The sequence below is a fragment of the Streptomyces sp. NPDC008079 genome (genome assembly GCF_042957385.1).
Lineage (GTDB): Bacteria > Actinomycetota > Actinomycetes > Streptomycetales > Streptomycetaceae > Actinacidiphila.
Genome location: NZ_JBIBIC010000007.1, coordinates 344,456 through 371,002 on the forward strand (window position 1 = coordinate 344,456; position 26,547 = coordinate 371,002).

Genomic DNA, 26,547 nt, shown 5'->3' on the forward strand with positions numbered 1-26,547 from the left:
GGGACCCCGGCGGGTCAGCCCTGGGGCGAGGTGAGAGTCCCGCGCGTGGTGGTGCGACGGCGGTGCCGGGCGACGCGCTCGCGGTTTCCGCAGATCTCGCTGCTGCACCAGCGGCGGCGCCGGCCGCGGGAGGTGTCGAGGTAGACCAGCGAGCAGTTCTCGCCCTCGCAGCGGCGCAGTTGTGTACGGGCCAGCGGGTCGGTCAGCAGCGCGACGGCGTCGCGGGCGACGGCCGCGAGCAGTCCCGCGGGCTCCGGGGGCGCGGCCAGCGTACGGATCAGGGCGCCGCCCTCGCCGGTGACCGCGCGCGGGGCGGGCGGGGCGGCCAGCGCCGTCGCGTTCAGCTCGGCGATGTCGGCGGCGGCGGGCCGCTCACCGGCGACCTCGGCGGTCACGACCCGGCAGACGACGGCGCGCAGGCCGCGGAATCCGCTCAGCCAGCCGTCGTCCACGGCGAGGTCCGGCCGCGCCGCCTCCCCGGGCGCGCGCGGCACCAGGCCGGTCCCGTACAGCCACGCCGCCAGCCGGTCGGGCGTGCCGAGCCGCTCCCGCTCGGGGCGACCGGTGCGGGTGGCGACGAGATCGAGACACAGCCGGCCGGTGTCGAACCGTAGCGGGCTCGTTCCACTCATGGTCAGCCGCCTTCCCGCCCGCCCGTCACCTTCCCCCCAGGGTGCCCGGCGGCCGTCGCGGGGTCTAGGGCGTGTCAGGACCGCTGTGGCCGCGGCCGCCTGAGTCGAGGGAGAGCCGGTAGCCGCGTTTGACGACGGTCTGGATCAGCTGGGGGGCGCCGAGTGCGGTACGGAGCCGGGCCATGGCGGTCTCGACGGCGTGTTCGTCGCGGCCGGAGCCGGGCAGGGCGCGCAGCAGGTCGCCGCGGGCGACGACCCAGCCGGGGCGGCGGGCCAGCGCCCGCAGCAGGGCCATGCCCGCGGGCGGCACTGGCCGCAGCGTCCCGTCCACGACGACGGCGTGCCCGCGGATCTCGACGTGGTGCCCGGCGACGGGCAACGGCCTTACGCGGCCGGGCAGTTCGCTGGCGATGAGCTGCACCAGCGGTCCGAGCCTGAAGCGTTCGGGGTGCCGGGTGGGCACGTCGTGGCCCTGGAGCGGCAGCGCGGTGACCGGGCCGACGCAGGCGGTCATGACGTCGTGGCGGAGCGCCGCGAGGAGTGCGTCGCAACGGCCGCGCTGCCGGGCCCGGTCGAGGAAGGAGGCGGCGGCCGGGGCGCTGGTGAAGCTCAGCGCGTCGACCGACCGGGACAGGACGGCGTCGAGCAACCGGTCGACGGGCCCGAGGTCTTCGGGCGGCATCCAGCGGTAGACCGGCACCGCCACGACGGTCGCCCCGGCCGCCCGCAGCGACTCGATGAAGCCGGGCAGCGGCTCGCCGTGCAGCTGGACGGCGACGGTGCGGCCCTCGACTCCCTGCTCCAGCAGGCGTTCCAGGACCTCGGCCATCGATTCCGAGGCCGGTGACCACGCCTCGCGCAGCCCGGCCGCGCGCACCGCGCCGCGCACCTTGGGCCCGCGGGCGAGGAGTTCGACCGCACCGAGCCTGCGCAGCAGCGCCTCGCCCAGGCCCCAGCCGTCGGCGGCCTCGATCCAGCCGCGGAAGCCGATCGCGGTGGTGGCGACCACGATGTCGGGTGCGTCGGCGACGAGTCGCCTGGTGGTCTCCAGCAGTTCGGTGTCGTCGGGCAGCGGCACGATGCGCAGGACGGGCGCCCGCAGCACGACCGCGCCGCGCCGCTCCAGCAGCGCGGCCAGCTCGTCGGCTCTGCGGGCCGCCGTCACCCCGACGGTGAACCCGGCCAGGGGCGGCACCCCGCCGCCCGGGCCCGGATCGCTGTTCCTGGTCGCCTGCGCCTGCATGGCTCCGCCCCACTTTTGCTGGAGTTACGCGTGCCGGACGGCGGGCGGACCGTCCCTGATCCGCCGCCGCCCTCCCCGGCCACCCCGCCGGAGCCGCATCGTCCCAAGACGGGGTGACGGGTTCGATTCACCGGGATGACCCGGATGTTACGGACGCCTCCGCCGCTCACACCCGCGCGCGGACGGCGGTCCCGGCAGGCGCCGTCCGCCCGGTCCCGTCCGCCGCCCGCGCCGGTCGCCGCAGGTATACGGCCCACGTGACGGCGTAACAGAGCGCGGAGGAGGCGAGGAAGGAGAACGAAGGCGGGGAAGGAGACGAAGGCGGGGGGTGGACTGTCGGGCCCGCCCCTGGAAACGGCCGCATGACCGCCCCGCGCCCCGAGGTGACACGAGCGCAACCATGCGCTCGCCCGCGCCCGCACCCGGCTGTGCGTCGGCCCTCGTGGGGGGGAGTCAGGGCTGGGTGCCAGGGCTTGGTGCAGGGGCGTGGTCTCAGAGCCAGCCGCGGCGGGCCGCCTGCCAGGCGAGCTGGGTGCGGGTGGTGGCGCCCGCCAGTTCCATCATGCTCTGCACGCGCCGCTGGAGGGTGCGGCGGCTGAGGCTCATCTGGGTGGCTATCGCCTTGTCCGCGACCCCGGCGACCATCAGCGACAGCAGCCGCCGGTCGGTGGACGACAACGGGTCCGCGGGGCCGACGTCGGCCGCGCCGGTGACCGCGCCCGAGGCGTCGACGTGCAGCGGTACGGCGTCCTCCCAGTAGCGCTCGAAGAGCGCGATGAGCGCGTCGAGGAGGCTGCTGTCGCGGACCAGCGCGGTGGACGGTTCCTCGGGGCTGCCGTGCGGGCCGCCGGGGACCAGCGGGAAGATCGCCACCGAGCGGTCGGCGACGGCCAGCCGCAGCGGGAGGTGCGGGACGGCGCGGGCGATCTCGCCCTTCCGCACGGCCGCCGCGATGTTGCCGACGGCGCTCTCGTCGTCGAAGAAGTCCCGTTCGTAGAGCACCCGGTAGCGGACCCCGCGCTCCAGCGCGTCGAACTCGGCGGTGTTGCTGCCCGACGGCATCGCCACGTACTGCGCCTTGCAGAACCACAGCATCTCGTCGCGCGCGTCCGCCTGGATCTGCCGCAGCCGCTGGCGCAGCGCCTCCGCCCCGGTGATGACCTCGATCAGCAGCCCGGCGTCCCGGCGGCGCGCGGTGGCCCGGTAGCTCTCCAGCAGGTCGGCCGCCGCCGAGCGCGCCAAGTCCAGGGCGTCGGCCCGGTGCTTGAGCTGCGGCAGCAGCGCCACGTCCGGCGGGTAGGCCCGGTAGCGCGGCGGCCGGCCGTCGGAGGCGCTGGCCATGGCCTTGGCGACGAGACCGGTCAGCGCCGACAGCGCGGTGTCCGGGCTCAGGCCCGAGTACTCCGCGATCTCCCGCGCCGAGGCGCTGTCCATCGTCACCAGCAGCCGGTACGCGGCCTCTTCGGCGTCGGTGATCCCGGCGGCCTCCAGGGCCATGGCACCCTCCTCGCGGGTACGGGGGCTGGGTGAGCAGCCACCGTACTACGAGCGGAGATCACCACCGCGGCCCGGCGAAGCCCGTGCCGGGACCACGTACCGGAACCACGGGCGCCGGGACCACGTACCGGAACCACGCGCGCCGGAACCACGCGCCGGGGCGAGCGGGCACCCCACTGGCCCGCTCGCCCCGGCTGTCGAGGTGGCGTCGGATCAGCGCCACCGGCTCACGTGCCCGTTCACCCCCGCCACAGATACGCGCGGCGTACGGTCTGCCGCACCTGGTCGCCCGCGGCGTCGCGCGCGGTGACCCGCAAGGTCACGTACGCATCGCCCCTGGAGCGGGCCGACTTGGTGAGCCGGGCGTCGAAGGTGTTGTGACCTCGGCCGTCCACGCGCGCGCCGGTCCAGGTCCGCCCGTCGTCGTACGACGCCTGGACCTCGACCTTCACGCCGGTCGGCACGGCCGCCCCGTCCTGGGCGCGGACGGTGAGACCCACGGTGTGCGAACTGCCCTTGCGCACCACGTTCCAGGCGTCGACCGGTACCGCGTAGTCGACCTGGAGCAGCGGCAGCAGCGTCGGTCGCGCCGCGGTGCCGGAGCGGAACCACCACGAGGTGCTGGTGTCGGTGGCGTAGCGCCACTCCGGGGAGACCCGTGAAGTCGCCACGTCCAGGCGGTAGTCGGCGGTGCCCGCGGGCACTTCGAGGTCGGCCCACGGGGAGTCGGCGGCGGCGATCCGCCGGCCGTCGCGGAAGAGCGTCGCCTTGGCGGAGTCGCCCTCGACGGGGGCGTCCTGCGCGCCGCTCGTGCCGGAGGCCGTACGCGTGCCGGAGGCCGGGCTCGTACCGGCCGCCGTGCCGAAGCCGCCGAAGTCGCCGCCGACCGCCGCGCGTGCCCAGTGTCCGGCGCCGGAGTCGGTGAACTCCGGTATGCGCAGGTCGAGTACGTCGCCGTTGCGCACGCTCGGGTTGCGCGTGCCGCGCGGGATCGACGGCCGCACCACGGCCTGCTGCCACGCCTGGTCGGGCTGCTTGCCCGCCCGGTAGGTGGTGGTGGTGTCGACCATGCCGGCCAGCAGCGGCTGGTCGATGTCGAAGGTCGTCTCCTGGTTGACCCGGTGCATCCACCAGGTGCCGTTGGCGCTGACGTACTCGGTACGCGTCACGCCCGTCGGCACGTTCCGCGTCGCCTCCCACGCGAAGTTCTGGTAAGGCCGCCACGCGAAGCGCTGCTCAGCGGCCCACGGGGCGCCGCCGTTCTCGGCGTACGTCGTCCTGATCACCGCGCTGTTGGCGGCGGTGACGGTGTGGACGACGCGCTGCGGGATCTGCTGCGTGGACGTCTGGAACACGTCGTACAGATACGGGCTGACCGCCGTGCCGCCGATCCGTACGGTGACGGTCTTCACCGGCTTCTTCGCCAGTCGCGCCAGCAGCGCGTCACCGGCCGCCTTCCCGATCCGTATCGTCGGCACCGCGTTGCGCTCGCCGGTCGGGTACCAGCGGGTCCAGCCGAAGTCGGAGAAGTGCACGATCATCAGTCCGCGCACGCCCGCCTTGGCCGCGGCTGCCGCCAACTCCCTTTCTCCCTCGCCGGATTCGTTGCGGACGACGGCCAGCTTGCCGCGCGCCCCGCTGAAGTCCGGCGCTTCCAGGGAGCCCGCGTCGACCGCCGTCAGATTCACGCCCTTGCTGTCGAAGAGCGGTGAGTACGAGGTGTAGTAGCTCTTCAGCCTCAGTCCCGTGCCCGGTGCCTCGGTGGTGAGCTGCGGCGCGGCGAGCTGCCAGCGGGAGGAGAACTCGAAGTCGCCGTCGGTGACCTTCGCGGTGGGGCTGACGTAGAGCTTGCTGAGGATGCCGGTGAAGAACTCCTCGCTCTCGGTGAGGCCCCTGCCCTCGATCTGACGGTACGTCTGGTAGTAGGGGATGCCGCTCTGTTCGGCGGGCCGCGGCGTACGGATCTCGACCTGCGTGGTCCTGCGGGCGTCCACCGTCACGGCCGTGTCCTTGGTGAGCCTCACCTCGGGCAGCACGACCAGCCGTTCCTCCATGCCGTCGTCCGTCATCTCCTGGAAGGACGCGCGGACTTGGTACGTGCCCTCTTCGAGGTCGGCGGCGGAGGTGCCCTTGCTGTCGCCCGACGGGTACAGCAGACCGCTCGCGCCCCAGATGCTGATCGTGGGGTGGGCCGGAGCGCCGTGCGCGTCGTAGGCGGTGACGGTCAGGGTGTGCAGCGGGCCGTGGGCGACCAGGCCGAGCGTGGTGTGGACGGGTGCTCCCGCCGTGCCCCCGGCCGGTGTCGCCGTCAGATAGCCGTAGTAGGAGCCGTACGTCACCTTGGCCGGGTCGAGGGTGAGGTCGGCGCGGGCGGTGCCGTGGGCGGGGACGGTGACCTTCGTGGCGGCGGCGGAACCGTCGCCGATCCGTACCGCGCCCGCGTTCACCGCCCGGCCGCCCGACGTCCTGAGCGCCAGGCCCAGCGTCAACGTGACCGGCGCGGCGGAGGTGTTGGTGTACGTGACCGGGTAGGTGGCCTTCGGGTCGGTCGCGTGGATGTCGCCGAGGAAGACGGTGCCGGTCGCGGTGAGCGTGCCGAGCGCCGCCGCCGACACGTCGATCCGGCCGCCGCCCTGGTCGGTCACGGCCTGCCCGTCCACGGTGTGCGCGGTGCTGATCAGCGCGTCCTTGAGTTGGCGCGCGGTCCAGTCCGGGTGCCGCTGCGCCAACAGGGCCGCGGCGCCCGCCACATGCGGGGTCGCCATCGACGTCCCCGACAGGCTGACGTAGTACGGGTCGACCGGGTCGCCGAGCGTCGTGCCGCTCGCGCGGGCCGCCACGATGTCCACGCCGGGCGCGGTGACATCGGGCTTGACGGCGCCGTCGCCGTAGCGCGGGCCGCGGCTGGAGAAGTTCGCCAGCGCGTCCTTGCCGTCGACCGCGCCGACGGTCAGCGCGTCGTCGGCGACGCCCGGGATGCCCACGGTCCGCTGCCCGTTCTCGCCGTTGTTGCCCGCCGCGACGACGAAGAGGGTGCCGCTGGCCTCGCTGATCTCGTTCAGCGCCAGGCTCATCGGGTCGGTGCCGTCGCTCTCGTCGTCGGCGCCCAGGCTCATGTTGACGACCTTGGCGCCCTGGTCGGCCGCCCACTGCATGCCCGCGATGACCTGCGAGTCGTAGCCGTAGCCGTCGTCCCCGAGGACCTTGCCGACCAGCAGGTTCGCGGCTTTGGCGACGCCCTTGCGGGCACCGCCGGAGGCCGCTCCCGTACCGCCGACGATGGACGCCACGTGCGTACCGTGTCCGAAGTGGTCGCCGGTGCCGGTCGGGCTCCCGGTGAAGTCCTCGGCCTTCGCGACGCGGCCCTTGAGGTCGGGGTGGGTCTGGTCGACGCCGGTGTCCAGCACCGCGACCTTGACGCCCGCGCCCTCGTATCCCGCCTTCCACAGCGGGGGCGCGCCGATCTGGTCCATGCTGTCCGCCGCCGCCCGGACCCGGCCGTCGAGCCAGATCTTCGGGACGGCGGCGGCCTTCGCGGTGTCGGCCGGCCAGGTGCCGGTCGCCGCGGTGCCGGTCTTCCCGGTGTCCGTTCCCGCGGGCACGATCTGCTGCCAGAAGGCGGCGAGCTTCGCGTCGGGGACGGTGAGGGAGTGGGCCCCGATGCTGCCCAGGTCATGGGTGGGGGCGCCGGGCGCGGCCAGCGCGGTCAGCCGGTCGGCCGCCGCTCCCCCGGACCCCGCGACGATCAGCGGCAGCGAGGCCCGGTGCTCCTCGTCGTACCGCTGGTCCACCAGCGCCGTCACGTCGAACAGCCGCCGGTCAAGCCGCCCCGACCGTACGAGGGGGTCGGCGTCCGACGGCAGCACGGTCAGCCGCCCGTCGGCGTCCGAGGTGTGGAAGACGACGCGCTCCCGTCCGGCGCCCGGCTCGACGGAGGCGGTGTGCCGGCCGTCCGCGGTCGTCGTCACCCGCACCCGGTCGCCGGTGATCAGCCGAACCGTGGCGGTGCTGTCGGGGGTTGTCCCCGGCTGTGCGCCCGATGTCGGTACGGGTTCGGCGCCGGGTACGGCGACGGCCGCGGTGGGTACGGCGGCGGAGACGGCCAGGATCAGCCCTGTCGACACGACCGCCGCGAAGCGGGTTCGTCTCATCGGTCCAGCCCCTTTCCATGCATGTGCACGCGATGCTGGAAAGAATCCGGTGGGGCCGGAGGGTGTGTCACCCGTTTCCGGTGGCACGGATGTGACGTGGCACAACGGCGCCACCCGCGCCGCCGCCCCCTCCCCGGTGACGGCCGGGTGGCCGCGCGCTTGCTCCCGGGCGTGCGCCGGGCCACCCACGGGGGAATGCGCTGGCCCGTGTGACCGTTGATCCCGTACGATGGAAGCAGCCGCCACCCTCGGGTGGTGCACCTTGAAAAATCAACATGGGGATGATCGGTTTCGACTGGGGATGTCGAAGCAGGGGAAGCGAGCCGAGGAAGCGGCAATGATCTCGTTAACCATATGTCGCAACCAATAATCGCCAACACCAAGCGCGATTCCTTCGCCCTCGCTGCCTAAGTAGCGACTTGCGAAGTGTCAGCCCGGGGGTGATCCCGACCCGGATCCTGGCATCATCAAGGGATCTAAACTTCTAGGGCCGGTCACGGGCCCCAGAAGGAAATCAAACAGTGACTGAGCCCGTCGGCAGCTTGTCCGCGTGACAGCCGGGGCCGAGAAAAGCACAGCGGACTGCGCTCGGAGAAGCCCTGATTCCGCACCACAGGACGCGGGTTCGATTCCCGCCATCTCCACCACCCCATGTGACAACGGCACCCTCCTTCGGGAGGGTGCCGTTTTGTCGTTTCAGGGCAAGCCGACGTCGTGACGTCGTGTCACCCGCGTCTCCCCCGGGCACGTCGAGGCAGGCGGCCGGGGGCGGCTCAGCCGCGCTGTTTGCGGCGCACGGCCGAGATGGCGCGGTCGGACTCGCGGCGGTCCTGCTTCTCGCGCAGGGTCTGCCGCTTGTCGTACTCCTTCTTGCCCTTGGCCAGGGCGATTTCGACCTTGGCGCGGCCGTCCTTGAAGTACAGGGCGAGCGGCACGATCGTGTGCCCGGTCTCCTGGGTCTTGTGGACCAGCTTCTCGATCTCGGCGCGGTGCAGCAGCATCTTGCGGCGGCGGCGCGCGGAGTGGTTGGTCCAGGTGCCCTGGGTGTACTCCGGGATGTGCACGTTGTGCAGCCACGCCTCGCCGCCGTCGAGCTGCGCGAAGCCGTCCACCAGGGAGGCGCGTCCCTGGCGCAGGGACTTGACCTCGGTGCCGGTCAGCACGAGCCCGGCCTCGAAGGTGTCCAGGATGAGGTAATCGTGCCGCGCCTTCTTGTTCTGCGCGATCAGTTTGCGACCCGTCTCTTTTGCCATAACCGGGCCATTGTCCCACTAGGAGGGGGGTCCGAGGCCAGCGAATACCTCGTGACTCTCGGCGAGGGGGTCCTCACCGGAGGGGACGGTCACATCGGGGTCGATGCCGCGCCCGTCCACACTGCGCCCGTCCGGCAGCCGGTAGTGGCCGACGGTCAGCTCGGCGACCGACCCGTCGGGCAGCGTGCTGGGCATCTGGACCGAGCCCTTGCCGAAGGTGCGCGAGCCGATGACGACGGCCCTGCCGCGGTCCTGGAGGGCGCCGGTGAGCAGTTCCGCGGCGCTCATCGTGCCGCCGTCGACCAGGATGACCAGCGGGACGGTGGTGTCGCCGCCCTCGGCCGCGTAGAGGGCCTGCTGCTCGCCGTGGACGTCGTAGGTGGCGACGAGGCCGCCGTCGAGGAAGGCGGAGGCCACCGCGACCGCCTCGGTGACCAGGCCGCCGGAGTTGCCGCGCAGGTCGAGCAGCACGCCGTGCTCGGAGTCCCGTACCGCGTCGCGTACCTGGTCGCCGACGCCGAGCGTGAAGGCGTCGATCTTGACGACCGTGGGCGCGTCGGCGGACCGCGTCACGGTGACGGCGTCGGTGTCGAGCGTGGCGCGACGTACCGTGACCGTCCAACTACGCTGTGCCCGCTGGATTCCCAGCTGTACGACGCTGCCGGGGACGTTGTCGCCGCGCAGGTCCGCGACGACCTCGGTGACCGCGAGGCCGGTGCACTTGACCGGGCCGATGGTGGCCAGCAGGTCGCCCTCGCGCAGGCCCGCGCGGTCGGCGGGGCTGCCGGGCTGGACGCGGGCGATCTGGATCCGGCCGTCGTCGATTCGCCGCACGGACAGGCCGACGCCGACGTAGCGGCCGTCGAGCGCTTGTTGGAGGCCCGCGTACTCGCGGGCGGTGTAGAAGGACGACCAGCGGTCGCCGCTGCGGCTGACGAGCTTCGCGGCGGCGAGCGGGCCGACCTTGCCGTCCTGGATCTCCTCGGCGATCCGGCCGGTGTCGACGTGGTCGCCGTTCGTCCCGTCCGGCTTCGCCCGCGAGCCCGTGGGGGTCTCGGAGGCCGCGGGGGACGACGGGGCGGGCTCGCCGCCGTGGGGCGGGGCCGGCGGCTTGCCGTCGTCCTGCCGCCCGTCGGCGACCGGCGCGGCGGCGATACGGGTGGCGCGGGCGGCGGTCCGGGCGTCCGGCGCGGTGAGTCCGCTGGCCGCCGCACCGGTGGCCAGCAGAGTGCTGAACACCAACGTCAGAGTGGCCCCGCGGCGCAAGCGGCGGGGCGTCCCGAACAGCGACGGGCCGGACATGGCCGGAAGTCTAGGACAGAAACGGGCGGCATACGGATAGTTGCCGCTACCTCGGCGGGGCATGATCCGCAACCCGGTACACCGCCCCCCTGGGACCCGTCCCCCGCCGTACGGCCCCGCGATGGGCCCGGCGCGACGGCCGGGCCCGGCCCGCGGGCGTCAGACCTTCAGATACCTGCGCAGCGCGATGAAGGCGGCGATCGACGGCATCACGACGCCGATCAGCAGCACCAGCGGCAGCACCGCGACGACCGAGTCCCAGCCGAGGAAGGAGACCAGCGGGATCTTCTCCTGGAGCTTCAGACCCGCGTCGATCATGAAGTACCGGCCGCCGAGCAGCATTCCGCACGCCAGCCCCGCGCCCACGAGTCCGGCGAAGGCCGCCTCCATGATGAACGGCATCTGGATGTAGAAGCTGGAGGCGCCGACCAGCCGCATGATGCCGGTCTCTCTGCGGCGGCTGAAGGCGGACACGCGCACGGTGTTCACGATCAGCAGCATCGCGACGGTGAGCATGAAGGCCAGCACCACCCAGGCGGCCAGCGTCATACCGTTCAGCAGCGAGAAGAGGTTCTTCAGCACCGCCCGTTGATCCTCAACGGACTGCACCCCCGGACGCCCGTCGAAGGCGCTCGCGACGACGGTGAACTTCGTCGGGTCCCTGAGTTTGACCCGGTAGTTCTCCTGCATCTGGTCCGGGGTGATCGAGGCCGCGAGCGGGGAGCTCTTGAACTGCTCCTGGTAGTGCTTGTACGCCTGCTCGGCGTTCTCGAAGTAGACCTTCTCCACGATCGGGAGCTTTTCCAGGTCGGCCTTGATCTGGGCCTTCTGGTCGTCGGTGACGGCGCCCTTGGCGCAACTGGGCGTCGTCGACGCGTCGCCCTTGTTGCACATGTAGATGGTGACCTGGACCTTGTCGTACCAGTAGCCCTTCATGGACTTGACCTGCTTGTTGGCCAGCAGGGCGCCACCGGTCAGGGCGAGGGAGAGCGCGACGGAGATGATCACCGCGAAGGTCATGGTGAGATTGCGGCGGAGTCCTACGCCGATCTCCGACAGGACGAACTGGGCGCGCATGGTCTCTGGTTGTCCTTTCAGGGGGGTGGTGACTACTGCTGTACGGCAGTACGTACGCCGTACGCGCGGCTCTCAGTGTTGGTAGCCGTAGACACCGCGCGACTGGTCGCGCACCAGCCGCCCCTTCTCCAACTCGATGACGCGCTTGCGCATCTGGTCGACGATGTTCTGGTCGTGGGTGGCCATCACCACGGTTGTGCCGGTCCTGTTGATCCGGTCCAGCAGGCGCATGATGCCGACCGAGGTCTGCGGGTCGAGGTTTCCGGTCGGCTCGTCCGCGATCAGCAGCATGGGCCGGTTGACGAAGGCGCGGGCGATGGCGACGCGCTGCTGCTCACCGCCGGACAGCTCGCCGGGCATCCGGTCCTCCTTGCCCGCGAGGCCGACCAGGTCGAGCACTTCGGGCACGGTCTTGCGGATGGTGCCGCGGGCCTTGCCGATCACTTCGAGGGCGAACGCCACGTTCTCCGCGACCGTCTTGTTGGGCAGCAGCCGGAAGTCCTGGAACACGGTGCCGAGTTGGCGCCGCATCTGCGGCACCTTCCAGTTCGACAACCGGTTGAGGTCCTTGCCGAGGACGTGCACCATTCCCGTGTCCGTGCGCTCTTCGCGCAGGATCAGCCGCAGGAAGGTCGACTTTCCCGAGCCGGACGAGCCCACCAGGAAGACGAACTCACCCTTCTCGATCTCCAGCGAGACGTCCCGAAGTGCAGGACGGTTCTGCTTGGGGTAGGTCTTGGTGACGCTGTCGAATCGGATCACGTTCGCACCAGGTTTGCGGGGACGGGTGGACAGGGGATGTGGGGGCGACACTACGCGACCGAGCCAGGGGTGCGCAGTCGCCGGGGAGGGTTGGTGGGCTTGCCCACAGGGCACACGCGGACAAACCCGTCATTGACCCCTTACACCTCAGCGCGGCCGGCCGCCACCGGAGGTCCGCTCCCCCGCCCGCCCCGCTCTCGCGGACCCCGCCGGAGCCGCCGTACGGGCCGCCGGTCCACCGGGGGCCGCGCCGAATCCGGCGGAAGCTGGCACAGTGGAACATGGAACACTTCGGCCTCCCGGGGCGTTCACCGGACGAGGAGGAGATCGCATGACGTGCGACCGGCTGGTGTGCGCCAACTGCGCGGGTCCGGTGAGCGAGGGCCGCTGCCCCGTCTGCCGGGCGAACCGCGCCCGCCTGGAGCGGGAGAATCCCTGGTCCAACATCTCCCCCGCGACCTTGATAGCCCTGCTCGTGGCCCTGCTGACGGTGGTGCTCGTGGTGGAGCACGCGACCGCGTAGAGCAGTCCCGCGGGCGGCACGTGAGAAATACGTGAGAAGTACGTCACATTCACGGGTGGGCGAGCTGAGACATCACGGAGGGCCCGGAACGCATCGCGTTCCGGGCCCTTCGTCGTGCGCGTCAGGTGCGGTCGCGCGGCGCCTCAGGAGGCGTCGCGGCGCTCCTTCAGGCGCGGGGCCAGCTTGAAGCCGACGCCGCCCGCCACGAGGGCTGCGGCGCCGATGAGCATGTACGTGGTGCCGTCGGAGCCGGTCTCGGCGAGCTGCTGCGTCGTCTGGCTCTGCGGGACCTGCTGGGTGTTGTCGGTGCCGGGGTTGTTGTTCCCGCAGTCGACGCTGTCACCGGTCAGGGTGCAGGTGTTGTTGTTGCCCGTCGCGCTCGGGCTGACGCTGGGGCTCGGCGAACCGCTCGGACCGCCGTCGTCGCTGCCGCCGCTGACACCGGCGATGGAGCCGGGCGCGGTCGTCGGAGGCGTGGTGGGCGGAGTGGTCGGCGGCGTCGTGGGAGGCGTCGTCGGCGGGGTGGTGGGGGGCGTGGTCGGCGGCGTCGTGGGAGGCGTCGTCGGGGGCGTGGTGGGGGGCGTCGTCGGCTCGTCGGTCGGCGGCGTGGTCGGTTCGTCCGTCGGGTCCGTCGTGGGCGGGTCCACCACCGCGGTGGCCGACGGCGGCGCGTCGCTGCTCACCGCCGCCTGAGCAGCCCCCGCCACGGTCAGGGACGCACCGGCCGCGATCACCGCGACGGCCGCCACGCGCGTGACGCGTACCCTCGTGCTCTGCTTGGTCATGTCTCAACTACCCCCGGTAGACGTCGGCTTGAAGCACGCGCCGCTGCGGGCACGGTCGATTACGCCGCTTTCGCGCGCATGCCGGACATCACCTTTGTGGCATTCACCGGGAGCGTCAAGGTCATTAAGCGCAAAGTGCCCCAACTGTCCCGTCTTGCCCGGCACTTCAGCACACGTCTGTGACACGGCAGACAGATGGGATCAAGGCAACGGCCGTACGGCGGGGCCGTATCGCCCTCTCAGCCGTACGGCGCGGGGCCGTATCACGCGGTGATCCGCTCCCGATTACGCGGTGGCCTTCTCGCGGGACTTGCGCCAGCGGATGCCCGCCTCGATGAAGCCGTCGATGTCGCCGTCCAGGACGCCCTGCGGGTTGCCGACCTCGTACTCGGTGCGCAGGTCCTTGACCATCTGGTACGGGTGCAGGACGTACGAACGCATCTGGTTGCCCCAGGAGTTGCCGCCGTCGGACTTGCCGAGGGAGTCCATCAGGGCCTGCTCCTCCTGGCGGCGCCGCTCCAGCAGCTTGGCCTGGAGGACGTTCATCGCGCTCGCCTTGTTCTGGATCTGCGAGCGCTCGTTCTGACAGGAGACGACGATGCCGGTCGGGATGTGGGTGATCCGGACCGCGGAGTCGGTGGTGTTGACGCCCTGGCCGCCGGGGCCCGAGGCGCGGTAGACGTCCACGCGCAGCTCGGACTCGTCGATCTCGACGTGGTCGGACTGCTCCACGACCGGCAGCACCTCGACGCCCGCGAAGGACGTCTGGCGGCGGCCCTGGTTGTCGAAGGGCGAGATCCGCACCATGCGGTGGGTGCCCTGCTCGACGGAGAGGGTGCCGTAGGCGTAGGGGACCTTGACGGTGAAGGTGGTCGACTTGATGCCGGCCTCCTCCGCGTACGAGGTCTCGTAGACCTCCGTCGGGTAGCCGTGCCGCTCGGCCCAGCGCAGATACATCCGCTGGAGCTGCTCCGCGAAGTCGGCGGCGTCGACACCGCCCGCCTCGGCGCGGATGTTGACCAGCGCCTCACGGGCGTCGTACTCGCCGGACAGCAGGGTGCGGACCTCCATCTCGTCCAGCGCCTTGCGCACCGACTCCAGCTCGGCCTCGGCCTCGGTCTGCGCGTCGGCGTCGTCCTCGCTCTCGGCCAGCTCGAAGAGGATGGACAGGTCGTCGATCCGGCCGCGCAGCGCCTCGACCTTGCGCAGCTCCGCCTGGAGGTGGGAGAGCCGGCTGGTGATCTTCTGCGCGTTCTCCGGGTCGTCCCACAGGGACGGCACCGCGGCCTGCTCCTCCAGCGCGGCGATGTCGGCCCGCATCCGGTCGAGGTCGAGGACGGCCTCGATCGACCCCATGGTCGAGGACAGGGACTTCAGCTCTTCGGAAACATCGACGATCGCCACGGCTCCAGCCTACCGGCTGGTCGAGCGGACCCGCCCCGGCCGGGAGCCCGCCGGCCGCCGGGAGGGCCCGCGATCCGGTGCCGGGCGGGCCGGATCGCGTCAGATGTGGGCCGTGGTGCGGGTGAGGGTGCCCGACGGCGTCCTGGAGTACAGCTCCAGGGTGTGCGCGGAGGCGGCGGCGCCCAGGGCCGCGTCGGTGGGCGCGGTGAAGGGCGCGGTGGCCCAGTCGCCCTCCAGCGAGGCGGCGTCGCCGTCGAGCGCGGCGGCGGCCTGGGTGCCGGGCGTGAAGGCGAAGAGCCGGCCCGAGGCGGCGACCGCGTCGGGACGCGCGGAGGTGTCCAGGCCCTTGATGACCTCGCTGGGCCGCCAGGCGCCGCCGGAGTACGGCAGCCGCAGCACGGCGCCGTCGGCCTTGCGGACCACGAAGGCGTCCAGGGAGCCGCGGGACCGGGAGATCAGCGCGGGGGCCGAGGTGATCCGGCCCGCGGTGGGCACCAGCGCCCAGGCGTTCCAGCGGTCGCCGACCAGCGAGGCGGTCACCAGGTCGCCGCCGACCCGTCCGACCAGGTCGATCCGGCCGGGCTCCGAGGACGCGGCGGCGGGCGCCGCGTCGAAGCGGGTCCGCTCGTCCACCTGCGACCAGGCGTTCCAGTAGCCGTCGGTCAGCGTGCGGCGGTAGAGCAGCCCGTCGGTGCCGAGCCCGAACAGGTCGATCCGCCCGGCGTGCGCGGACGCCACCGCCGGGTCGTCGTCCACGCTTATCCCGGTGAGCTTGTGCCACGCGCCGTAGCCGGAGCCGTCCCGGATCACGTACCAGACGTTCTTGTCGGCGCCGCGGGCGAAGACGTACGTGGCGCCGTCCATGGTCAGGGCGCGCGGGCCGCCGAGCAGCTTGACGCCCGCGGCCGGTACGTCCTTGTACGACGACCACTGCGGGAGCGTGACCGGCGCGCCGGTGCGGCCCTGCGGGGAGGCGGCGCCCGCGGTGGGCGCGGTCGGGGTGCCGCGGGTGGCGGTCGGCGTCGGGCTGGGCGGGGCGTCGTCCCGCGAGGTGCCGCCGGAGTCGTTGCCCGAGCCGGAGCCCGCGGTGGCGATCCCCCAGCCGCCGATGCCCGCGACGGCGAGCGCGGCGGCGGCCGCGGCGGCGAACTTGATCCGGCGCTGGCGCACGGCGTCGGAGACCGCGCGGTGCCGGGGGCTGGCCGGGCGGCCCGGTGCCGAGGCGCGGCGCTGGCTGTCGCGGGCCGCCTTGCTGCCCTTGCCGTTGCGGGAGGCGGCGCCGTAACCGGCCAGCTCCTCCGCCGTGGGCAGCTTGATGCTGGTGTGGGTGTCCCGGCTGGAGTCCGGCGCGGCGCCCCTGACCAGCGGTACGGCGCCGCGCGGGCGGTCGGCGCCGGGGCCGCGGGGCGGTTCCGGGGCACCGGGCGGCAGGTCGGCGAAGCCGTCGTCGTACGCGTCCTGGTCGTCCGCGCCCGGTCCGCCGTCGTCGGTGCCGGGGGCGGCGACGTCGAGCGCGGGCAGGCCCGCGAGGTGCGGCAGCAGGTCCCTCAGCCGGGTGGCCAGCTCGCCCGCGGTCAGCCGCGAGGCGGGCGCCTTGGCCAGGCAGGCCGCGAGAATCCGCCACAGGTCGTCGGTCAGACCGGGCAGCGGCGCGACGGTCTCGGTGACGTGCCGGCGCAGCACCGCACCGGGGTGGCCGCCGCCGAACGGCGTGAATCCCGCGAGGAGTTCGTACAGCACGGTGGCCAGCGCGTAGATGTCGACCGACGCGCGCGGCGGCAGGCCCTCGATGATCTCCGGGGCCAGGTAGTCGGGGGTGCCGATGATCCGGGTGGCACGGGTGCGGCGCGGGGTGTCGACCAGCCGCGCGATGCCGAAGTCGGTGAGCAGCGCGGGCGGCGCGCCGCCGGGGCCCGTGGCCACGGCCGAGTCCAGCAGCACGTTCTCCGGCTTCACGTCGCGGTGGACGACGCCCGCCGCGTGCGCGGCGGCCAGCCCGTCGGCCACGTCCGCGGCGATCGCGACGGCGGCCTCCGGCACCAGGCGCCGCTCGCGTTCCAGCCGCGAGCGCAGGTCGGTGCCGCGGACCAGGTCCATCACCAGGGCGAGGTCGGTGCCGTCCACCACGAGGTCGCGGATGCCGACGATGTGCGGATGGTCCAGGGAGAGCAGCGCCGTGCGCTCCTGCACGAAGCGGCCGACGAGGTCCTGGTCGGAGGCGAGGTCCTCGCGCAGCAGCTTGATGGCGACCGGGCCCTCGGGGCCCTCGCCGAGCCACACCGTGCCCGCGGACCCCCGCCCGAGCACCTGGTGCGCGGTGTACCGGCTGCCGATCTTCCTGGCCAAGGCTTGCTCCGACTCCTCCGACAGTCCGTCGTGTTGGCGACAAAGCTACGCGGATCAGGGGCCGTTCGGGGTACGCGAGCCCCCTCACGCGCCGTTCCGCCACAGAAATCACCCTCCAGAAGTCGACAAATCCCCACCCCAAGCACCCCACCGGTGCAAGGGTGCCTCGCCGAGAGGGCACCGCCTTCGGGGGTGGGTGCGGGGGTGCGCAGGGGGTGAGTGCCGGGGGGCGTGTGCGCAGGGGGGTCGCCGCTGGGGCGCGGGTGCGGGTGCGGGGTGAGGGTTCGCCGCCTGGGTGCGGCTGCGCAGGAGGGTTCGCCGCCAGGTCACCGCCACGCAGGGCGGTTCGCCGCTGGGGGCCGGTTGCGCGAGGGGCTGCGCCCCAAGGTCGCTGCTACGCAGGAGGGTTCGCCGGTGGGGTGCGAGTGCGGGGTGGGGGTTCGCCGCCTGGGTGCGGCTGCGCAGGAGGGTTCGCCGCTGGGGTCCGGTTGCGCGAGAGGCTGCGCCCCTGCGGTACGGCTGCGCAGGTGGGTTCGCCGGTAGCCATGGAGCCGAAGGGCGCGCCGGTGTTGAAAAGGAGAACGCGCACAGTGACCGAGGAACGAGGGAACGAGCACGATCGACTGTCGACACCGGGTCTAAGCGCCCGGAGGCGGAAGGGCGGCAAAAAAAGGGGATCGGGGTGCGCATAGAAAGGACGGCTCCCCCGCAGGGTGAGGATGCGAGAGGCGGTTCGCACGACGGTGAGCCCACACAGGACGGCACCCACCTACCCTCACCGCAACGCTGAGCCGACGGGAGGGGGTTCGCGCATACGGTGAGCCCGCGCGAGACGGCACCCACCATGGTGGCCCCACGGGAGACGGCACCCCCAGGGTGAGCATGCGCGAGGCGGTTCGCACGACGGTGAGTTCACGCGGGAGGGCACCCGCGCAGGGTGAGCTTGCGCAGGACGGCACCCGCGCACGGCCCCGCCGAGAGGGCACCCACGTACGGCGAGCTCGCGCGAGGCGGTTCGCACCACGGTGAACTAGTACGAGACGACACCCACCATGGTGGCCCCACCGGAGACGACACCCCCAGGGTGAGATTGCGCGAGACGGTTCGCACCCACAGTGAGCCCACACAGGACGGCACCCACCCACCTTCACCCCCAACACTGAGCCGACGGGAGGGGGTTCGCGCATACGGTGAGCCCGCGCGAGACGGCACCCACCATGGTGGCCCCACGGGAGACGGCACCCCCAGGGTGAGCATGCGCGAGGCGGTTCGCACGACGGTGAACTGGTACGAGTCGGCACCCACCACGGTCAACTGACCCCGGGGGGCAGGCACCCCACGGCGACCTCACGCGAGACGGCACCCACCTACGGCGAACCGTGCGTGCGAGCCCTCTTGTGTCAGCTCACCGCGATCCCCTTTTTTTGCCGCCCTCTCGCCTCCGGCGGCTTAGATCCGGTGTCGACGGTCGATCGTGCTCGCTCCCTCGTTCCTCGGTCGCTGTGCGCGTTCTCCCTTTCGACACCGGCGCCGCCTTCGGCTCGCTGGCTACCGGCGAACCCACCTGCGTAAACGCACCCGAGCGGCGAACCCCACCGCGCAGCGGTGCCGTAAGGGCGCAGCCCCTGCGCAAACGCACCCCGGCGGCGAACCCCCCTGCGCAACCGCACCCCGGCGGCGCACCCTCCCCCGCAGCCGCACCGAACAGCGAACCCCACCCCGTAGCGCTGACCTCGCGGCACGCCCTCCCCCCGCAGCCGCACCCAGCGGCGGACCGCCCTGTCCCACAGGGCCGTCTCCTACAGGGCCGTCGTGCGGCGCACCCCGGCGTCAACCGGCGGGCGGAGCCCGTTAGTTGCCGTTGGAGTCGCCCGTGATCGAGGAGATTTTGTCGTAGACGGTGCTGACCCAGCCGGAGGAGGCGTCCCAGAGGTTGCGGGTGCTGTTGACCCAGTCGGGGAGGGGGGTGGTGTACCAGACGACGACGAAGATGACGACGATCACGAGGATGACGGTGAGGCAGCCCTTGAGGCAGCCGAGGCCCGGGATCTTCATGGGGTTGGCGCTGCGCTGGCGGGGCTCGCGTTGGCGGGGCTCGGGCGCGGGGGCGGGCGGGCGCTGGGGCTCGTAGCGTTGCGGCTGCGGCTGTTGGTAGCGCGGCTGCGGGGGCTGAGGGCGCTGCTGCTGGGGCTGCTGGTACGGCTGCGCGTAGCCCTGTCCGCCCTGCTGCCCCCGACCCTGGCCCTGGCCCTGCCCCTGCCCCTGCCCCTGGTGCGGCTGGCGCGGGGGCTGTTGGGGCTGGGGGCGGCGGCGCGGCTCGCGGCGCAGGGGGTCCTGTTCGGGGGAAAGGTAGCGCAGCTCGGTCTGCTCGTTGCGGTGCCGCAGGGCGCTGAGCTGGGATTCCCACGGGTGCGGGCCCTGGGGGGTGCCGGGGCCCTCGTCCGGGATGGGCGGCAGGACGCGGGTGCCCTCGGCGGCGGCACCGCCGGGGCCGGGGTCGCCGGGCAGTTCGGTGGTGGAGGCGTTCGGGTCGTAGGTGGAAGGCGTCGCGCCCTGGCGGGAGGGCAGCACCTGGGTCGGCTCCGCGTCTCCGGAGGCGGAGGCGGAGCCCTGGCCGGTGCCGGGGACCAGCGTCGGCGTCGCGTCGGGCGCCAGGAGGCCGCCGACGGCGAAGGCCGCCTCGGCCGCGGCGGGCGAGGAGTGCACGCCGATGCCCGCGGCGACCACGCGCAGCGCGCGGGCCAGGTTCTCGGCGCTGGGCCGCTGCCCCGGCTCCTTGCGCAGGCAGCGCTCTATCACCGTCCACAGCGGTTCCGGCACGGTCGTGGGGCGGCGCGGCTCCTGGTTGAGGTGCGCCTGGAGCACTTCGATGGCGCTGTCGCCGCGGAACGGCGGACGCCCGGTGACCAGCTCGTACAGCAGGATGCCCGCGCCGTAGACGTCCACGGCCGAGGTCTGCGGGCGGCCCTGCGCGGACTCCGGCGCGATGTAGGCGGGGGTGCCGACGAATTCGTGGGTACGGGTGAGGCCCGGCGAGTCCGCGAGCCGCGCGATGCCGAAGTCGGTCAGCATCGGGTGCATCTGCGGGTTGCCGTCCTCGCCGGTGACCGTGGCGAGCAGCACATTGGCGGGCTTGAGGTCGCGGTGCACGACGCCGTCGGCGTGGCTGGCGGCGAGCGCGTCGGCGACGGCCGCGGTGAGCAGTGCGGCGCCGACCGGGCTGAACGGCCCGTTCTCCCGCAGGTAGCGGTGCAGGTCGGGACCGTCGATCAGGTCCATCACCAGGGCGAGCAGATCGCCCTCGACGACCAGGTCGCGGACCCGGACGATGTGCGGGTGGCGCAGCCGGACCAGCACGGAACGCTCGCGCAGGAAGCGCATCACCACGTCCGGGTCGCCGGCCAGCTCTTCCTTGAGCACCTTGACGGCGACGGCGCTGCCCTGCTCGCCGCGCACCTGGCCACGCCAGACGGTGCCCGTGGCGCCGCGTCCCAGCGGTTCCTCCAGGAGGTACTTGCTGCCTACCGGCCGCACGTCATGCGCTCCCTGCTCCGTAGTGTGTCCGCCCTGACCATGCGCGCCGCCGGCACGTGCGCGGCGGTGCTCATGGCCGTACTCATGGCGGGCTCGCCCTGATTCCGGCCAAGCGTAGTGCCGCCGGGCGGACCCGCGTCCTGGCCGCGCCACGGGAATCGGCCCGTGCCGCGTTCCGTCCGGCGTTCCGTGCCGTGCCCGGTGTCGCGCCCACGACCCGCCGCCAGCCCGCCGTCGGCCGGACGACGGCCCGGCGAGGGCCCGCGGATGGTCCGGGAACGCCCGAGAACGTCCGAGAACAGTTGTCCGACCTAGGACGCGAGGACCGGGCTGTTGGTTGCGTCACGTGGTGTCACGGGCATGTGCCGTGGCGCGCGGTGAATCGCGCGCGGAGGGCCCGCGCCCGGTTTGTGGCGGCGATCGGCCGCGAGCGGCGGCTTTCCGGTCGGATGCGGCGCTCTTTCCGGACGGTTTCCGTCGCGGGATGATCATCTGCCGTACTTTCAAGATCACTCGGGGCGGGACCGGGGACGGGGTGTCAGTGGCGGGTGGGAGGATGCACCCGTACGGTCCGGTTGGGGCAACGGGGGCTCCACCGCTCGTGCTTGTACGTGTCGACGCGCCCGCGCGCGGCCGGGGAGGGGACTTCCCGCCGCGGGTCAGGGCAGAAGGGGAGCGCGGACGAGATGCAGATCCGGCTGACCGTCCTCGGGCCGCGCAGCGGTCGGGCCGTGCGCGCCTGCGACGTGCTCATCACCGCGCCCGCGGGGACCACGCTGGGCGCGGTGGCCGGTGCCCTCGCCTCCGCGGCCGGGTCCGGGCAGCCGGGCAGGTCCGCCGGGGCGTCCGTCGCGCTCTTCGCCGGGACGCTGCGGCTCGCGCCGACCACGCCGCTGGGCGTGCCGCCCCTGGTGGACGGCGCCCTGCTCTCGCTGCACGCGCCCGCGGAGCAGCGCGGCGGCCATGTCGCGGACCACGGTCAGTACGGCCGGTTCGGGCAGTACGGGCAGCCGCCCGCCGAGACGGCCAGGCTGCATGTGGTCGGCGGCCCCGACGCGGGCGGTGTGCACCTGCTCCAGGGCGGCCAGGCCAGGATCGGCCGCTCGGCCGACGCCGACGTGCCGCTCGACGACCCGGACGTCTCGCGTCTGCACTGCGAGGTCGCCTTCGGCGCGGACGGGCTCATCACCGTCGCCGACCTCGACTCGACCAACGGCACGACCCTCGCCGGGCGGCCCGTCGGCCCCCGCCCCCTCGCGCTGCCCCCGGGCGCCCTGCTCCGGATCGGCGAGTCGACGCTCCGTCTGGAGTCGGGAAGCCCCACCGGGCCCTCCGCCCTCGCCGCCGAGCCCGACGCCGACGGGCACCTGCGCGTCTCGCTGCGCGAGCCCTCCGCGCCGCTCCCGGTCGCCGACCCCTCGTCCACCGTCACGCACGGCGCGGGCCTGGCCCTGGGCGCGGCCGTCGACGCAGGCGCGGGTGCCGCCACCGGCCCCGGTGCCTTCGGCGGTGCGCGGCCGGACGGCCTCCCCGGCGCGGGTACGTCCGGCACGGCGCACAGCCGTCCCCCGGCGGCGCCCGAGGCCGACGCCTACGGCCGTACGCCCGGCGCCCCGTACGACGCGCCGGGCGCCCCCGCCGACGTGTACGGCGACGACGGCGACGAGGACGACGCCCCCCTGGGCAGTGGCCGCCGGGCCACCGGTGAGCGCCGGGCGCCCGGATTCGACAGCGCGCGGCGCCCCGGTGGTGGCGGCGTCGTCGGGTCGATAGGGGCCTGGGCGCGGCGGCGGCTCGGCGCGGCGAAGGGCGTCGCGGACGACGGGGACGGCGGGGAGGCCGAGTCGCTGCGGGAGCGGTGGCCCGATCCCGCGGCCGTCCTGCTGACGGCGCTGGGCCCGGGGCGGCGGCTGTGGGAGCGCGGTCCCGGCCATCCGGACGCGCTGACCGTACGGCTGGGGACGGCGGATCTGCCGTCCGAGGACGGGACGCGGCTGCTGACGGCCGTGCCGTTCACCGTGGACCTGCTGGCGCCGCGGACGGCCGCGCTGACCCTGACCGGGCCCCGGCCGCGGCTGGCGGGTCTGGCGCGCGCCGTCCTGGCACAGCTGTGCGCGCTGCACTCCCCCGCCGCTCTTGAGCTGGTGATGCTGAGCGCCGACCGCGCCCGCACCGCCGACCAGCGCGCCGAGGAGTGGTCCTGGCTGAACTGGCTGCCGCATCTGCGCCCCGCGCACGGCCAGGACTGCCGGCTGCTGCTGGCCTTCGACCGGGACCAGGCGGACGCGCGCACCGGCGAGTTGGCGCGTCGTCTGGAGGCGGGTCCGCTGGGCGCGGGCTGGGCCGCCGCGACCCCCGAGGCGGCTTCGGCGGCGGCGGCCTCGTACGAAGGGCCCTTCACGCTCCTGGTGGTGGACGGCGATCCGGGGTCCACGACGCTGCGGCAGACCGTGGCGCGGATCGCCGTCGCCGGACCCTCGGTCGGGGTGCATGTGCTGTGCCTGGCCGAGAGCGGGGAGCGGCCCGCCGTGGACACCGGGGTGGTGGCCCGGCTGTCGGGCGACGTGGCGACGACGCTGCGGATCGAGCCCGCGGGCCCGGCCGCCGCGAGCGCGCCGCCGGAACCGGCCGCCGACGAGATCGTGCTGGACGCCGTGTCGGCCGCGTGGGCCGAGCATTTCGCGCGCGCCCTGGCGCCGCTGCGCGAGGCCGACGGCGAGGTGTCCGGCGCCCGTTCGCGGCACGCGCTGCCCGGCACCGTACGGCTGCTCGACGAGCTGGACCTGGCGCTGGCCACGCCCGCGAAGATCGCCGACCGGTGGGCGGCGGCCCCCGCGGCGGTCGGGGCGGCGACGGCCGTCCTGGGCGTCGGCGCGGGCGGCCGGGTCGCGGTGGACCTGGTGACCGAGGGGCCGCACGCGATGGTCGGCGGCGCGCCGGGCTCGGGCAAGACGGAGCTGCTGCGGTCGGTCGCGGCGGCGCTCGCGGCGGGCGACCGCCCCGAGCGGCTGTCCCTGGTGCTGGTGGACGGGGCGGGGCAGGATCGCGGCGAGGGCCTGCGCGCCTGCGCCGACCTGCCGCATGTGAGTACGCATCTGGTGGCCTCGGACCCGTTGCGGATGCGGGAGTTCGCGCAGGCGCTCGGCGCGGAGCTGAAGCGGCGCGCGGAGCTGCTCGACGGGCAGGACTTCGCGGCCTGGCACGGGGACCGGCTGGTCGCCGCGACCGTGCCGCACCAGGGCGGGCCGCACCAAGGCGGCCGGTCCGACGGGCGGAACGAGGCGCGCGCCGGTGAGACGGGGGCGCGCAAGCCCACCGGTCAGGGCGCGGTGACGGCGCGGACCCAGCCCGTGCTGCCCCGGCTCGTGGTGGTCGTGGACGACTTCGACGAGCTGGTCGCGCCCGGTCTCGGCAGCACCGGCAGACCGGCGGCGGGCAGTGTCGTCCGGGCGTTGGAGGCGGTCGCCAGGGAGGGCGCGCGGCTCGGTGTGCACCTCATCGCGTCGACCGGCCGTCCGGAGCGTACGGCGGCCACCGAGGCCGACGAGCGGTCCCGGCTGCGGATCGCGCTGCGCATGCCGGACGCGGAGTCCGCGGCGCTGCTGGTGCATGTCGAGGACCCGGCGGGGCTCGACGACACGGTGCCGGGGCGCGGCTATCTGCGGCGGCCCGGCGGCGCGGTGACGGCGTTCCAGGCGGGCCGGGTCAGCGGCCGTATCCCGCGTACGGCGACGCTCCGGCCGACCGTCGTGGCGCTGGAGTGGGAGCGGATGGGCGATCCTCCGGCCCGCCGCCAGGTCCGCGAGCTGGGCAACGGCCCGACCGATCTCGCCCTGCTGGCCAGTGCCTTGCAGCGGGCGGCGGAGTCGGCGCCCGAGGAGGCGGGCGCACGCGCCGCGGAAGGCGCCGCGTCCGCGAGCGCGCCGGGTTCCGCCCCCGGCCCGCTGATCTGACACCGCGCGCCCGTCGGACGGCCCGTCGGACGGGCATCCCGCCGAATCCGCCCGTACCGACGCGTCGGAAGCGTCCGAAGCGTCCGCGCGCGGATTTCACGCGGATGCCCTGATCCTGCCCCGTCCGCCAATTCGTACCCGCACGGCGATCCGATTCCGTCCGGCGGGCGGAAACCGTCATTGGTCTGAACCGGTCAGGTGGCCGACGGCGGTCAACTGGCCCGCGTCAGACGGCTGATCTGCGATGTTCCGACGGTCATCGCGCACGCCGTCCGTCGATTCTCATGCGGATAGGCCGATTTGACGGGGCGTTGGCCAACGCCCCGTCATGCGGCACACCCGTGCCCCGGCATTCGGGAGGCGCGTGACGGACAAGCGGCGATATTCCAACAGCCGTCCCTGTTAAAGCGTTTGGCTCAAGATCACGTCATGGTCACGATAGCTGTCACGGAGCCCCGTACTCCCTTGCGGCTGGGGTTCGCGAAGGCATAGGACAGACGCCACGGGACTGAGGGGATGGCCAGATGCGTACGCTGAAGAATCCGCGCACCAGCCGAAACAACCGCACTACGCGCATAGCGCTCGCCACAGTGACGGCGACCGCGCTGGCGTTGACCGCCGCCGCGTGCGGCGGTGACAGCGACAAGAAGGACGACGGCGGGAAATCGCCGAGCGCGTCCGCCACGAGTTCCGCCTCGGGGGTCAAGCTGCCCGATCTGCACGGGCAGAAGCTCGAAGTGGCCGCCGTGTGGACGGGGCCGGAGCAGAAGAACTTCCAGAAGGTGCTGGACGAGTTCGACAAGCTCACCGGAGCGAAATCGACGTTCGTCCCGACCGGCGACAGCCAGTCCACCTTCCTCGGCACGAAGATCGAGGGCGGCGCCCCGCCGGATGTCGCCTTCCTCGCGCAGAACGGCGTGCTGCACCAATTCGCCGACAAGGGCTGGCTGAAGCCGCTGGGCCCCGAGGCGACCGCGCAACTCCAGAAGAACTTCTCGCCCGGATGGCAGAAGCTCGGGGCGTGGAAGGACAAGCAGTACGGCATCTACGCGAAGGTCTCCAACAAGTCGCTGATCTGGTACAACAGCGCGGCTTTCGAGACCGCGGGCGCCTCTGTGCCCAAGACCTGGGACGACTTCCTGAAGACCGCGGAGACCGTCTTCGAGTCGGGCACCGCGCCGGTCTCGGTGGGCGGCGCTGACGGCTGGACGCTCACCGACTGGTTCGAGAACATCTACCTCTCGCAGGCCGGACCCGAGAAGTACGACCAGCTCGCCGCGCACACCATCAAGTGGACCGACCCGTCGGTGAAGGACGCGCTCACCACGCTCGGGCAGCTCTTCGGCAAGAAGGACCTGCTCGCGGGCGGCAACAGCGGCGCGCTCGCCGCCGACTTCCCGAAGTCGGTGACGCAGGTCTTCACCGGCAACCCGCCGGCCGGCGCGATGGTCTACGAGGGCGACTTCGTCTCCGCGTTCATCGCCGCCAACACCAAGGCGAAGGTGGGCACGGACGCGAAGGTCTTCCCGTTCCCCGCGGTGGGCAGCGGCAAGGCGCCGGTGGTCAGCGGCGGTGACGTGGGCGTGGCGCTGAAGGACAGCCCGGCCGCGCAGGCGCTGCTGACGTACATCGCGACGCCGGAGGCGGCCAAGATCTGGGCGCAGGGCGGCGGTTACCTGTCGCCGAACAAGTCGCTGGACTTCGCGGCGTACCCGGACGACGTGCAGCGGTCCATCGCGCAGGCGCTGATCGCGGCGGGCGACGACTTCCGCTTCGACATGTCGGACCAGGCTCCGGCCGCCTTCGGCGGGACCAAGGGCCAGGGCGAGTGGAAGGACCTCCAGGACTTCCTCTCCAAGCCGTCCGATGTCGCGGGCGTGCAGGCCAAGCTCGAAGCGGACGCCGCCAAGGCGTACGGGAACTGAGGCGAGATGCCCCCGATGGCTGACTCCGCCGCGGGGGCGGGAGGCGGGGGCCCCCCGGTGGCGGGGGCCCCCCCCCCCCGCCCCCAGCCCCGCCCCCCCCCCCACGGGCCCGGGCGCCGCCGGGGCCGCTTGGGCCCCCCGACCGGGGGGGGCCCGCGCA

The 26,547-nt window shown here is 73.3% G+C and carries 14 protein-coding genes, 1 other RNA gene and 1 pseudogene; 4 read left to right on the forward strand and 12 right to left on the reverse strand.

The annotated features are described in order from the left end of the window. Window positions 1-14: 14 nt before the first annotated feature. The 4 genes from ACFZAM_RS18245 to ACFZAM_RS18260 form a co-directional block, all read right to left on the reverse strand. The gene (locus ACFZAM_RS18245; protein ID WP_355342982.1) at window positions 15-632 is read right to left on the reverse strand and encodes an ABATE domain-containing protein; all 618 of its coding nucleotides are present in this window, start codon (window positions 630-632) and stop codon (window positions 15-17) included. A gap of 64 nt (window positions 633-696) precedes the next feature. Beyond that, a complete protein-coding gene (locus ACFZAM_RS18250; protein WP_391047164.1) occupies window positions 697-1,875 on the reverse strand; it encodes a uroporphyrinogen-III synthase in 1,179 nt (392 codons plus the stop codon). Window positions 1,876-2,367: 492 nt separating this feature from the next. After that, a complete protein-coding gene (locus ACFZAM_RS18255) occupies window positions 2,368-3,372 on the reverse strand; it encodes a helix-turn-helix domain-containing protein (RefSeq protein WP_391047165.1) in 1,005 nt (334 codons plus the stop codon). Window positions 3,373-3,611: 239 nt separating this feature from the next. Beyond that, a complete protein-coding gene (locus ACFZAM_RS18260; RefSeq protein ID WP_391047168.1) occupies window positions 3,612-7,523 on the reverse strand; it encodes a S8 family serine peptidase in 3,912 nt (1,303 codons plus the stop codon). Window positions 7,524-7,800: 277 nt separating this feature from the next. On the opposite strand from ACFZAM_RS18260, the gene ssrA reads away from it, so the two are divergent. Continuing rightward, window positions 7,801-8,170: a transfer-messenger RNA gene (gene ssrA, locus ACFZAM_RS18265) on the forward strand. Window positions 8,171-8,296: 126 nt separating this feature from the next. Here the strand turns inward: ssrA and smpB are convergent. The 4 genes from smpB to ftsE all read right to left on the reverse strand — a co-directional run bounded on the left by smpB (window position 8,297) and on the right by ftsE (window position 11,917). Then, entirely contained in the window at window positions 8,297-8,776 is a 480-nt protein-coding gene (smpB, locus tag ACFZAM_RS18270) for an SsrA-binding protein SmpB (protein WP_355342970.1), read from the reverse strand. Between the two features lie 18 nt (window positions 8,777-8,794). Next, window positions 8,795-10,078, reverse strand: coding sequence for a S41 family peptidase (locus ACFZAM_RS18275; protein ID WP_391047171.1), 1,284 nt, complete (start codon window positions 10,076-10,078; stop codon window positions 8,795-8,797). A 159-nt stretch (window positions 10,079-10,237) separates the two neighbouring features. After that, window positions 10,238-11,155, reverse strand: a complete 918-nt coding sequence (gene ftsX / locus ACFZAM_RS18280) for a permease-like cell division protein FtsX (protein WP_188284085.1) — start codon at window positions 11,153-11,155, stop codon at window positions 10,238-10,240. 72 nt (window positions 11,156-11,227) lie between these two features. Further along, window positions 11,228-11,917, reverse strand: a complete 690-nt coding sequence (ftsE, locus tag ACFZAM_RS18285; RefSeq protein ID WP_188284086.1) for a cell division ATP-binding protein FtsE — start codon at window positions 11,915-11,917, stop codon at window positions 11,228-11,230. A gap of 331 nt (window positions 11,918-12,248) precedes the next feature. Here ftsE and ACFZAM_RS18290 point away from each other — a divergent pair, with 331 nt between their 5' ends. After that, on the forward strand, window positions 12,249-12,440 hold the full coding sequence (locus ACFZAM_RS18290) for a hypothetical protein (RefSeq protein WP_355342964.1): 192 nt from the start codon (window positions 12,249-12,251) through the stop codon (window positions 12,438-12,440). 143 nt (window positions 12,441-12,583) lie between these two features. Here the strand turns inward: ACFZAM_RS18290 and ACFZAM_RS18295 are convergent, their stop codons facing one another. The 4 genes and pseudogenes from ACFZAM_RS18295 to ACFZAM_RS18310 form a co-directional block, all read right to left on the reverse strand. After that, window positions 12,584-13,225 carry a hypothetical protein gene (locus ACFZAM_RS18295; RefSeq protein ID WP_391047175.1) on the reverse strand — a complete coding sequence of 214 codons (642 nt, stop codon included), beginning with the start codon at window positions 13,223-13,225 and terminating at the stop codon, window positions 12,584-12,586. A 285-nt stretch (window positions 13,226-13,510) separates the two neighbouring features. Then, entirely contained in the window at window positions 13,511-14,629 is a 1,119-nt protein-coding gene (gene prfB / locus ACFZAM_RS18300; RefSeq protein ID WP_355342958.1) for a peptide chain release factor 2, read from the reverse strand. Window positions 14,630-15,652: 1,023 nt separating this feature from the next. Further along, window positions 15,653-16,975: pseudogene (locus tag ACFZAM_RS18305) on the reverse strand (serine/threonine-protein kinase); the annotation flags it as partial. A 1,851-nt stretch (window positions 16,976-18,826) separates the two neighbouring features. Continuing rightward, window positions 18,827-20,509: a protein kinase gene (locus tag ACFZAM_RS18310; RefSeq protein ID WP_391047178.1), complete on the reverse strand. Its 1,683-nt coding sequence runs from the start codon at window positions 20,507-20,509 to the stop codon at window positions 18,827-18,829. Between the two features lie 686 nt (window positions 20,510-21,195). On the opposite strand from ACFZAM_RS18310, the gene ACFZAM_RS18315 reads away from it, so the two are divergent. Both ACFZAM_RS18315 and ACFZAM_RS18320 read left to right on the forward strand, forming a co-directional pair. After that, complete coding sequence (locus ACFZAM_RS18315; protein ID WP_391047179.1) at window positions 21,196-24,462, forward strand: FtsK/SpoIIIE domain-containing protein; 3,267 nt, start codon at window positions 21,196-21,198, stop codon at window positions 24,460-24,462. A gap of 524 nt (window positions 24,463-24,986) precedes the next feature. After that, window positions 24,987-26,387: an extracellular solute-binding protein gene (locus ACFZAM_RS18320; RefSeq protein ID WP_355342949.1), complete on the forward strand. Its 1,401-nt coding sequence runs from the start codon at window positions 24,987-24,989 to the stop codon at window positions 26,385-26,387. Window positions 26,388-26,547 lie beyond the last annotated feature (160 nt).

Excerpts from the sequence above, each read along its gene's own strand:
- ACFZAM_RS18295 (WP_391047175.1), bottom strand. The coding sequence starts at position 13,225 with ATGACCAAGCAGAGCACGAGGGTACGCGTCACGCGCGTGGCGGCCGTC.
- ACFZAM_RS18260 (WP_391047168.1), bottom strand. The coding sequence starts at position 7,523 with ATGAGACGAACCCGCTTCGCGGCGGTCGTGTCGACAGGGCTGATCCTG.
- ACFZAM_RS18290 (WP_355342964.1), top strand. The coding sequence starts at position 12,249 with ATGACGTGCGACCGGCTGGTGTGCGCCAACTGCGCGGGTCCGGTGAGC.
- ACFZAM_RS18245 (WP_355342982.1), bottom strand. The coding sequence starts at position 632 with ATGAGTGGAACGAGCCCGCTACGGTTCGACACCGGCCGGCTGTGTCTC.
- ACFZAM_RS18315 (WP_391047179.1), top strand. The coding sequence starts at position 21,196 with ATGCAGATCCGGCTGACCGTCCTCGGGCCGCGCAGCGGTCGGGCCGTG.
- ftsX (WP_188284085.1), bottom strand. The coding sequence starts at position 11,155 with ATGCGCGCCCAGTTCGTCCTGTCGGAGATCGGCGTAGGACTCCGCCGC.
- smpB (WP_355342970.1), bottom strand. The coding sequence starts at position 8,776 with ATGGCAAAAGAGACGGGTCGCAAACTGATCGCGCAGAACAAGAAGGCG.
- ACFZAM_RS18255 (WP_391047165.1), bottom strand. The coding sequence starts at position 3,372 with ATGGCCCTGGAGGCCGCCGGGATCACCGACGCCGAAGAGGCCGCGTAC.
- ACFZAM_RS18320 (WP_355342949.1), top strand. The coding sequence starts at position 24,987 with ATGCGTACGCTGAAGAATCCGCGCACCAGCCGAAACAACCGCACTACG.
- ACFZAM_RS18250 (WP_391047164.1), bottom strand. The coding sequence starts at position 1,875 with ATGCAGGCGCAGGCGACCAGGAACAGCGATCCGGGCCCGGGCGGCGGG.
- ACFZAM_RS18275 (WP_391047171.1), bottom strand. The coding sequence starts at position 10,078 with ATGTCCGGCCCGTCGCTGTTCGGGACGCCCCGCCGCTTGCGCCGCGGG.